Source organism: Arthrobacter sp. TB 23, assembly GCF_000294595.1.
Taxonomy (GTDB): Bacteria; Actinomycetota; Actinomycetes; order Actinomycetales; family Micrococcaceae; genus Arthrobacter_D.
The window spans coordinates 1-9,372 of the sequence record NZ_ALPM01000111.1 but is presented as its reverse complement, the minus strand read 5'-3'; the positions used below and the strand labels follow the sequence as shown (position 1 = coordinate 9,372).

The following is a 9,372-nucleotide window of genomic DNA, read 5'->3' as shown; positions in this document are numbered from 1 at the left end:
GGGCCGGTCTTGATCCCGGATCTGCGCCGACGGTGGATCACCGACAGGATGCCATTTGCTGAACACAGCCGCCAGATCCTTCGTTCACTCACCACCTGGGCGCTGGCGTTGATTTCATCGGCGATGAACCGGTACCCGAACGCAGGGTCATCACGGTGGTGATCTATGGCGGCGTTGATCAGATGTGCTTCCTCCCAGTCCCGGGCCGAGATGGGGTTCGCGGCCCACAGATAGTAGGCCTGTCTGGAGAAGTTCAATACCCGGCAGGACACTGCAACAGGAACCCTGACAGGGGCGTCCTGGGCAGCTAATTCACGGACCAGCGGGTACATCATTTTTTTGGGTTGATGTCCCTGGATAAGTAGGCCACGGCACGGCGCATCACTTCCGCTTCCTGCTCCAATAACCGGATCCGCTTATTGGCCTCTCGGAGCTTCACGGAGTCATCGGACACGGCCCCGGGGTTCACCCCGTCTTCGCGGTCGGCGATTTTCAGCCAGCGGTGCAAAGCCGCAGGTGAGACACCGAAGTCCTTCGCGATCTGGGTAATGGGCGCTTCGCCCTTTCGGGCCACCGCGATAACGTCACGGCGGAACTCTTCAGGAAAGGCTTTAGGCATGATGAACATCCTTCCACCAGCAAGGACCAAATCCTCACAGGCAAAGTGTCAAGCAAACCTTCAGCAGTCCCATCTGTTACGGTTCAGGCGTCCGCGGACGTGCTCTACGACTTGGTCTCCGACATCACCCGTACGGGCCAGTGGAGTCCGGTTTGTACCTCGTGCTGGTGGGATGACGAGGACATCGCCGGCGAGGTCGGTGCCTGGTTCACCGGGCGCAATGAGCTCCCTGACCGGTCCTGGGAGACCCGGTCACAGGTAGTGGCCGCCGATCGGGGTCGCGAGTTCGCCTGGGCAGTTGGTGGCAGCTTTGTCCGCTGGGGTTACCTCCTGACCCCCACGGCTGCCGGGACGACGTTGACCGAGACTTGGGAATTCCTGCCCGCTGGGATCGCGATGTTTGAGGAGAAGTACGGTGACACGGCGTCCGCTCAGATCACCGACCGAACCCGGCAGGCGCTCGACGGAATCCCGAAAACGTTCACCGCGATCAAGCAGATCGCCGAATCCACCGCTGCAAGTGAGGAAGCCCGGACTACCGCTGGGTTCAGTCCAACCCCGATGTGATCATCAAGTGTTCGACGCTTTCCACGCGTCATTGATGAGACGCTCAAGGACCTTGAGGTCAATGTCGTTGAGCCGTTTCACGTAGACGCATCCCTGGCCGGTTGTGTGCTGGCCGAGCTCCGTAAGTAGGGGGTTGTCTGGCTCATAGCCGTTGTGGATGCCGTAGATCGTTAGAGCCGATTTGCGGGGTGAGAATCCGACATTGAACCACTCATGCGTCCCAAGGGTGTTCGTGAACGGGGATGAACCGAATCCAACCATGGTCGACCCCCACATCACCGCAGGCTGCTCGGTTACACGTTCCATCAGCGCACGCAGCACATGACCTTCCTCCCTCCGACGAGGATGCTCCACAGCATCAAGGAAAGCAGTGACATCCTGGTCCGTCGGTCGAGTCTTTAGAGAGGCCATGCTCTGATCCTAATGACCCAGGGGTGGGAAAGTTAACCCGGCATTGAACTAAAGGAACTCAGCAAAACGGGGACATATCAGGGTGCTATCGGTGTCGAGTGGAGGTTGGTTTCTCTGTCCCTAGGCAGGTTTTCTAACGCGGCGGGGTTTGACGAAACCCGCCCTGACCAAAATTAAGCCCAACGAGGTCTGTCTGGATTGATCATGAGCTCAAATAGCGGGAGACATAGTGGCTACAGGATCCTGTGAATTCAGAGATCGCTGTACTATGGGGGGATGGAGACTTTGACCCATTCATCGGTGCTGTCAAGGTTTGGGCATGCTCTTTCGGATCCGACCCGGTGCAGGATTCTGCTGGAGCTGCGGGATGCTCCGGCTTACCCGAGCAACCTTGCGGATGTTTTGGGAGTGAGCCGTCAGGGTCTGTCCAACCATTTGGCTTGTTTGCGGGGGTGTGGATTGGTGGTGGCCGTTCCGGAAGGGCGTCGGAGCCGATATGAACTTGCTGATCCGAAACTGCGCAGCGCGCTGACTGAGTTGCTGGCGGTGGTGTTGGCTACCGATCCGGAACACTGCGCTAGCAGTGGGTCCGAGGGGTGTTGCTGATGAGTGTGGTGAAACCCGTTGCTGTTGGCGGTCCCGACTCGGTCCGCCGGATGATACTTTTACGTCGCATCCGTCTCTTCGTCGCGGCGACGATCACCTACAACGTGATTGAAGCAATGGTAGCGATCACTGCCGGAACAGTGGCGTCCTCCAGCGCTCTGATTGCCTTTGGGCTCGATTCGATCATTGAGGTGACTTCCGCCGCGGCGGTAGCCTGGCAGTTCTCCGCTAAGGACCCCGAAACTCGGGAGAAAACAGCCCTCCGTTTCATAGCGCTCTCCTTCTTCGGGTTAGCCCTCTTCGTCGGATTCGACGCTATCCGGGCACTGGTCTCTGGTTCCGAGGCCGACCACTCAAGCGTTGGTATCGTGCTCGCCGTGATCAGCCTGGCAATCATGCCGCTACTGTCCTATCTCCAACGCCGTGCCGGCCGCGAGCTGGGGTCGAAGTCAGCTGTCGCGGATTCCAAGCAGACCCTGCTGTGTTCCTACCTCTCCGGGGTGCTGCTGGCAGGGCTTTTACTGAACAGCCTTCTCGGCTGGTCGTGGGCTGACCCGATCGCCGCACTAGTGATCGCCGTTTGGGCGATCAAGGAAGGTCGAGAAGCGTGGAAAGGCGACGCTTGTTGCGCGAACCCCCTAGGCCACCCTGAGGCGGACGAGTCCTCCAAGATCCCCGAAACCACCGGGGAATCCGGTTGCTCCTGCTGCGGCCTGCCTCGCAACCAGTCACATTCCACGGCAGACCGGCTGACGTAGTAGACCGTTATCGGCGAGATTGGGGCCATGGAAAGCGTCAATCAAGCCTTCAGCAGTCCCTGATATGGTCCTACTGCACATGACGGAGAATGACTTCATGATGAGCGCAGCAAAGATTGAAAGTTTTGTACTCCAAGTAGGCGGGCGGCCGCGAATGCAGCTTGTGAGGATCCTGCGCGATGCGGGCGTCCAGCTAAACGCTCACGCGGAGGCGCTGCTCGCTCACTCCACGTTTGATGCCCCAGCGGGTCAGACGCTGCGAATTGTGGAGCGAACCGTAGAGCAGCTTGGACTTGAAAAGGGTGCAGTCCTATCCCAGGTCTTCGCGGCTGCAAGGAACCAGGGGCTTGAACTCTGTCCTTTGGCGGTCGGGCCATACTTCCGTTTGGCGCTGACGGACCAAGCGAACGCGCCTGACTTAGTCTGATCGGCAGGTCGCAGCCCGGCTGGAGCGATTCACATTGCATCTGAGCCTGTGAGTGAGGACGTGGAGTATCCCAAGGGGTTCTACCTTCGTGTCGTGGACGGGCAGGCGTGGTTGAGGGGTTACTGCTGCGATGATACGTACGTCTGGACTCCGGAGCAGCGCCTCGTGTTCCTTTTGCCTGAGAGTGCATAGGACGATCCGCTTTCGCATCATTGCAGTTAGTCGAATCTGACGAACGCCGTCACTGATCCGCCACGAAAATCCTCTGTCTGGGTGTAGCCCAGAGATTCGTAGAACGCTTTTTGCTTTGGCTCATCGTCGGTGATCAGCACTTTCTGACGAACGTTGGGATACTCACCGAGCGCTCGTTCAAGCTGGATCCGGGCGGTCAGGGCCTCGCGGCGGGCCGCTGTGGCCGATTGCGGACGGGTGGCCCAGTGATAGAAACCGGACGTCGAGACGGCTAACCAGCGGCACATTCTCACCACCGAATTCAGATTGGCCCGCTCAGCTTTTTGGGAATCGATGAATTCATACTTGCTCACTACCGCTGCTCCCGCGCGAAGTAAGCGCTGGCTTTTTTCAAGAACGCAGTCTCCGCCCGCAGCTCTTGAACTTCACGCTCGAGCTCCTTCAGCCTTGCCCGTTCCGTTACCGTCAGATCCGTCTCCGTGCCGCCGTTGGCCTCGCGGTACTTGATCAACCAGTTGCGCAGCGTCTCAGGGCCGACACCGTACGCGGTGGCCACGTCCTTAATCGGCTTGGACGTGTTAATCACCTCGCGGCACAGCTCGTCCTTGAACTCCTGGGTAAATCGTCTACGTGATGCGGTCATGCTGATCTCTACTTTCGGTAGACCCTCATTTTATGAGGGCCCACTGTCCGAGATCTCCGCAGCAGCTCAGGTCCGTCTGCTCGTGCTGATCGGAACAACGGCATCGGTGATGAAATCACCGGCCTGCATCCCGGCCCAAAACACCTGCAGAAGATCCGGTCTTACATAAATTGAATACCTCGCCATAACAACACCCATCCGCTAAGTGTTGCAATCACCGCAAGAACCCAAGGATCGCTAAATGAGTCTCCGTTAGTTGCCGCGTCACAGGTTAGTCTGGGTTTCATGATCCCAAGTGCTGACCTCGATGCTTACGCAGACAAGATGCGCCAGCTTGTGGGAAAGGGTACGGATTTCGAGGTCGACGCACGGTTTATAGACATGCTGGCCCACCGCAACAGTCGGATCCTCGATATAGGGTGCGGCATCGGATCGGCAGCTAACGCACTGCGTCAGAGCGGGCACAGGGCTTACGGCATTGATCCGACTCGGGCGGTTCTGGATGTGGCCGAGGACATTTTCGATGGAGGTTGGTATCGACAACTGGCAGTGGAAGAACTATCCGACGAGCGCCTGCGCGCCGAGGGTGTTCCCGACCGGTACGAGGTCATCCTGATGTCAGGCAACGTGCCAGCGTTCCTTTCTGAAGAGATTTTGGAGGACGCTTTCAGGAAGGTCTCTGGGCTGTTAGTAGACGATGGTTTGTTTGTCGTTGGTACCACCGCTGCTACAAGGGGTGGTCCGAAGGCCCAAGACGCCGCGGCAAGGCTCGCAGGATTACTGTTCCTGAATCGATTCTCCGATTGGCACCTCAGCTCCTTCGAACAGGACTCAGCCTGGTCGGTGAGCGTTCATTCCAAACCAGGTGCGCTAAACGCTCATACCGGACCCGACGGGATCTTCATCCTGAAGCACTGACACCCGAATAGCCGGTCTCAGTGAACCGTCCCGGGAATCATGCCGCCTGTTTGTTGGCGGCGGCGTCGGGTGACGGACCGGCTTGTAGATCATAATATGTTTGCTCGTATTCCTCTGCTGCAACCCGGCTCAGTTTTTCCCGTAGCTCTGCCCGGGGGCGGGGGCGAAGTGGGTGGTTGCCGGCGCCGAGTTGATCGTCTGGACGATCCGTTCCGCCAGCGCACGTAGTTTGATCTGTTGATGCCTGGCAGCCCGCCGGAGTATTTGAACCGCTTCAGCCTGGGTGCAGTGGTTCTGGGCGATAATAATTCCCACAGCCATGTCAATGTTCGTGCGTGATTCCATGGCTGCGTGAAGATCCGCCGCAGCGTCTCGATAGAACGCCAGTTTAAGGGCCAGCTCAAGGCTGCTGGCGGCCTCACCCGCGTACAGTTCAAAATGTTCAACAACGTTCGGGGTGAAAACCTCGGGCTTGCGACTGTAGAGGTTGAGCGCGACCCCGTCGTCTCCACCGATCACCACGGGTATGGCAAGGATTGAGGCAAACCCGCGGTCCTCCAAACCTTGGAAGAACACCGGCCATCGCCTATCGCTACGGACATCTGCGACAACAACAGTCCGCCCGGTCCGGGCAGCTTGGATGCAAGGACTGTCGCTGTAACCGTGCTGAACCTCATCCAGTTCAATAGCCTCGCCGCTGCTGCCCGCGGTCACAAACCGGTCCCTTCGTTTGAGGGTGATCCCACACAGAACCTCGACCTTCGGACCCAGGATTTTCGACGCGTGCACAGTGAACGCCTCGAGGAACACCTCGACATTCTCGGACCGCAGAATCAGCTCCTGAAGCTGCGCTGCAACCGACCCCACACCCTGGCCTTCTGCCATGGCTACAGTCTAGAACCGGCAGCACCACGCACCAGGGTATGTGGACCATATTCTCGCTGACACAACAAAAGCTGACACAACAAAGAGGCAGTTTTTCTGACATTCATGTCCGGCCCTCGGCTAACCTTTAGTGGGCTGGGGTATTCATTGATATCGCTGGGAACTATACGCCCCCTGGTGTACAGGGCAGTCGGTCCCAGGAAGCGAGTTGAAGGCTATTCATGGATGCACGAACACAGCAGCAGCTCACCGTCGCCGGTGCGACCCAGACCCGAATGAAACCGGCCCAGTTGTGGATCGAGTACTTCGCCCGGGGTGGAGTGCTGTCCCAGATTGAGCTGGAGGCCTACCTGTTAGGCGTGGTGGGCTTGTCCCCGGTTGAACGAGACATCCTTGCCCTCACCCTCAACGAGATTCTGCAGAACACCACTTCGCAGTACCGCGTCCCCTACAGCACCGACGCTGAGGTAACGAGTACTAACAGTACGGGTCAGATGATTTCTGGCAGCCTCGATCAGGCGCAGGAGATTGTGGATCAGGCGCTCAGCGATTTGGGCGCCGCTGGTGTGTCCTTCCTCCTGCCGGGAGAGGCCGAATATCAGCGGCTGGTGGCCGTTGACCAGACCGGTTTGGTAGACACCGCCGCCGAGGAACGCTTCGACCGGATCACCCGTCAGGCACAGGAACACTTCGGGGTCAGCTCTGCAAGCGTGGCCCTGATCACTGACCGGAGGCAGTTCCTCAAATCGGTTGTAGGACCGCTCGGTCAGAACACGCCCCGGGACGTTGCGCTGTGCAATGAAACCATCCGCCGGGCCGGTCCGCTGATCATCAACGACACATTGGCCGATCTGCGATTTAGGGACAATCCACTGGTCACCGGCGAACCGCGCATCCGCTTCTACGCCGGGTACCCGATATTCGGGACGAAAGGGTGGGCCGTTGGCACTTTCTGCATCATCGACCAGAAACCCCGGGGCTTCTCCGCAGACGACCAACAAGAACTCAAAGCCCTAGCAATGATCATCCAACAGGAGATCAATAACTGAGGAATGGGCTGCGGTATCGATCGCAACGTTGGCTGGAATGCAAGCGGTGCGGTGCTCGGTGATGTCGGTCATCCACAATTGATCTAGCGCCGTCGCCGTGAAGTTCCGCTGGACATGATCATCGTGGACCGGTGGGCCAGCTTTGCGGGTCAGACCGCGTTTTTTGGTGAAGACGGACCAGATGCGTTGGCTGCTGCACAACCGGGAGACCCCGTTGTCTCCGACGGTGAAGCCCCGAACTTCGAGTTCGTCGGCGATGAACCGGTACCCGAACGCGGGGCCGCGTTGAATGTGATTTGATACCGCACCCGTCGAGCGCGGAAGTGCAAGGAGGATCCTTGGGCCACTCAGGTGAGGATCGAAGCGAGGAGGGTCACTGATCGGGTGGACCTGTGTTCTGCCGTCCGACGACGGTGGGGTAGACCAACCAGAGTAGGGCTGCGGCGACCAACAGGCCGATCAGGACGACTAGTGCTGCCGTTCTATCAAGCACGATGTCAAAGACGAGGGCAGCACCGCCGGCCGCGAGGAGGGCAGTGCCCAATAGCGAAAAACGCACCAACACGGCACTGCGTTCGACTATCTGCCGTTTGAGGCGGCGCCGGAACAATGACCGGTGAAGACCGATCGGTCCCAGCAGCAGAACAATCATCACTGCAGCGATAATCACCAGGATCAGGTAGGTGACACGCTGGACGTCGTCGAGGTCGTCGAACGTGGGTTGAAACGGGATCGTGAATAAAAAAGCAATAAGAATTTGTGTGCCCGTTTGCATCACCCGCAGTTCCTGCAGCAGTTCATTCCAGTTCCGATCCGACTGCTCCTCAAGGGTTTCCTGTCGAGTCTGATCTACGATGGTCTTGTCGGCTGGCTTTTCCATAAGTCTTCCTCAATGTGTTGCAATGCCTATAAGAGCGCAGGGTACCTGAACCTCTTCACACCCGGATAGGGCCGAATGTCCGGACCGAAGATTACTGTTATCCCTTTCAAGCAGCGGGTTCCATCTCGGGCTCATATGGATTTCCCATGGAAGGGATCGGATACTCAGCCCAGGGGAGGCGATGGTCCTGAGACCACCATTGCCGCCTCGGGGAGCCGCGTTCGTACCGTGGCGAATCCGCCCGAGGGAGTTCATAGTCGTTCGTCGCGAGGCATCTCACGCGACTACTAGTCAATTTCGATCTCGCGACATTGCACGCATTAGTCATGTGCGCTTGGTTGGGGCCCCTGGTAGGAGTCCAGTGGTTATGTGAGTTTCGCATCCGATAATGGGTGCAGGAGGAAATTCACTTTTATGGCACGTAGACATACCCCTGATCAGGTCATCGCGAAGGTCCGTCAGGGCCAAAAGATGCTCAACGATAGACGGCCGATGATTGAGGTCGTGAAGGAACTGCAGGTCACCGAGGCGACCTGGTACCGGTGGGTGAACCAATACGGTTCCGAGCACAACGCCGGCCAAACCAAAGCGGTACGGGAGCTCGAGAAAGAGAACGCCCGGCTGAAGAAGCTGGTTGCGGAGAAGGAACTGACCATCGACATTCTCAATGAGGTGGCGAAGGGAAAATTCTGAGCCCCGAACCTCGCCGCCGTGCAGTGCGCATGGCGCAGGAGAAGTTCGGGGCGTCCGAAAGACTCGCCTGCAAGATCCTGGGCCAGAACCGGTCCGCCCTGCGCAAGGCACGGCCGGTGGCCAGCTTCGAAGACCACCAGCTACGGGCCGATCTGCGGGCTATTGCGGGGAAGCACCCGACCTGGGGTTGGCGGAAGGCACGCTGGCACCTCCTGGGCCAGCAACAGTGGGTTGGGGTGGCACTGAATCCGAAGCGGGTGCGCCGGCTGTGGCGCCTCGAGGGACTCACCTGCAAACCCAAGGCAAGGAAGAAACGCCGCACCGGGCCCGGGGCTGGGGAGCAGAAACGGCTAACTGCTCAGTATCCGATGCATGTGGTCAGCTTCGACTTCCAATCCGATGTGACCTCCTGCGGGCGGCATGTGCGGTTTTTCAACGTGATCGATGAATACACCCGTACCGCGCTGGCGATCATCCCGCGGCGGTCTTTCACCGCGACGGATGTGGTCGCCGTGCTTGAGGACATCATCGCTGAAACCGGTGTCGTCCCGACCCATGTCCGCTCCGATAATGGGCCGGAATTCACTGCCGCAGCACTGATCAGCTGGTGCCAAACCGCCGGCGTGGAGACCGCTTTTATTGACCCGGGGTCGCCGTGGCAGAACGGGTACGCCGAGTCATTCAACGCCCAATTCAGAAGGGAACAACTCACCGGAGAAATCAT

General features: G+C 58.6%; 8 protein-coding genes and 5 pseudogenes. 6 read left to right on the top strand and 7 right to left on the bottom strand.

Features of this window, described 5'->3' with window-relative positions; all coding sequences use genetic code 11:
• A pseudogene (locus tag B384_RS21185) lies at positions 1-619 on the bottom strand (IS3 family transposase); the annotation flags it as partial.
• A gap of 45 nt (positions 620-664) precedes the next feature.
• Between B384_RS21185 and B384_RS0114945 the strand changes: the two are divergent.
• Positions 665-1,186, top strand: a complete 522-nt coding sequence (locus B384_RS0114945; protein ID WP_035767337.1) for an SRPBCC family protein — start codon at positions 665-667, stop codon at positions 1,184-1,186.
• Between the two features lie 3 nt (positions 1,187-1,189).
• Here B384_RS0114945 and B384_RS0114940 read toward each other — a convergent pair whose 3' ends face one another.
• The gene (locus tag B384_RS0114940) at positions 1,190-1,597 is read right to left on the bottom strand and encodes a DUF1801 domain-containing protein (RefSeq protein ID WP_026041214.1); all 408 of its coding nucleotides are present in this window, start codon (positions 1,595-1,597) and stop codon (positions 1,190-1,192) included.
• A gap of 276 nt (positions 1,598-1,873) precedes the next feature.
• Between B384_RS0114940 and B384_RS20280 the strand changes: the two genes are divergently transcribed.
• Both B384_RS20280 and B384_RS0114935 read left to right on the top strand, forming a co-directional pair.
• Complete coding sequence (locus B384_RS20280) at positions 1,874-2,203, top strand: ArsR/SmtB family transcription factor (RefSeq protein ID WP_083850966.1); 330 nt, start codon at positions 1,874-1,876, stop codon at positions 2,201-2,203.
• Positions 2,203-2,961 carry a cation transporter gene (locus B384_RS0114935; RefSeq protein ID WP_019483908.1) on the top strand — a complete coding sequence of 253 codons (759 nt, stop codon included), beginning with the start codon at positions 2,203-2,205 and terminating at the stop codon, positions 2,959-2,961. The genes B384_RS20280 and B384_RS0114935 overlap by 1 nt, the downstream gene beginning before the upstream one ends.
• Positions 2,962-3,738: 777 nt before the next feature.
• Here B384_RS0114935 and B384_RS21180 read toward each other — a convergent pair.
• Both B384_RS21180 and B384_RS21515 read right to left on the bottom strand, forming a co-directional pair.
• Positions 3,739-4,223 (bottom strand): annotated as a pseudogene (locus B384_RS21180) (transposase); the annotation flags it as partial.
• Positions 4,224-4,292: 69 nt separating this feature from the next.
• Positions 4,293-4,421 (bottom strand): annotated as a pseudogene (locus B384_RS21515) (IS30 family transposase); the annotation flags it as partial.
• Positions 4,422-4,508: 87 nt separating this feature from the next.
• Between B384_RS21515 and B384_RS0114915 the strand changes: the two are divergent.
• On the top strand, positions 4,509-5,141 hold the full coding sequence (locus tag B384_RS0114915; RefSeq protein ID WP_019483904.1) for a class I SAM-dependent methyltransferase: 633 nt from the start codon (positions 4,509-4,511) through the stop codon (positions 5,139-5,141).
• Positions 5,142-5,270: 129 nt separating this feature from the next.
• Here the strand turns inward: B384_RS0114915 and B384_RS19165 are convergent, their stop codons facing one another.
• Complete coding sequence (locus tag B384_RS19165) at positions 5,271-6,026, bottom strand: GAF and ANTAR domain-containing protein (RefSeq protein ID WP_024477258.1); 756 nt, start codon at positions 6,024-6,026, stop codon at positions 5,271-5,273.
• 221 nt (positions 6,027-6,247) lie between these two features.
• On the opposite strand from B384_RS19165, the gene B384_RS19820 reads away from it, so the two are divergent.
• Positions 6,248-7,075, top strand: a complete 828-nt coding sequence (locus B384_RS19820) for a GAF domain-containing protein (RefSeq protein ID WP_019483902.1) — start codon at positions 6,248-6,250, stop codon at positions 7,073-7,075.
• 45 nt (positions 7,076-7,120) lie between these two features.
• Here B384_RS19820 and B384_RS21175 read toward each other — a convergent pair.
• Positions 7,121-7,354, bottom strand: a pseudogene (locus B384_RS21175) (IS3 family transposase); the annotation flags it as partial.
• A 94-nt stretch (positions 7,355-7,448) separates the two neighbouring features.
• Positions 7,449-7,955, bottom strand: a complete 507-nt coding sequence (locus B384_RS0114895) for a DUF6328 family protein (RefSeq protein WP_019483900.1) — start codon at positions 7,953-7,955, stop codon at positions 7,449-7,451.
• 414 nt (positions 7,956-8,369) lie between these two features.
• On the opposite strand from B384_RS0114895, the pseudogene B384_RS0114885 reads away from it, so the two are divergent.
• Positions 8,370-9,372: pseudogene (locus B384_RS0114885) on the top strand (IS3 family transposase); the annotation flags it as partial.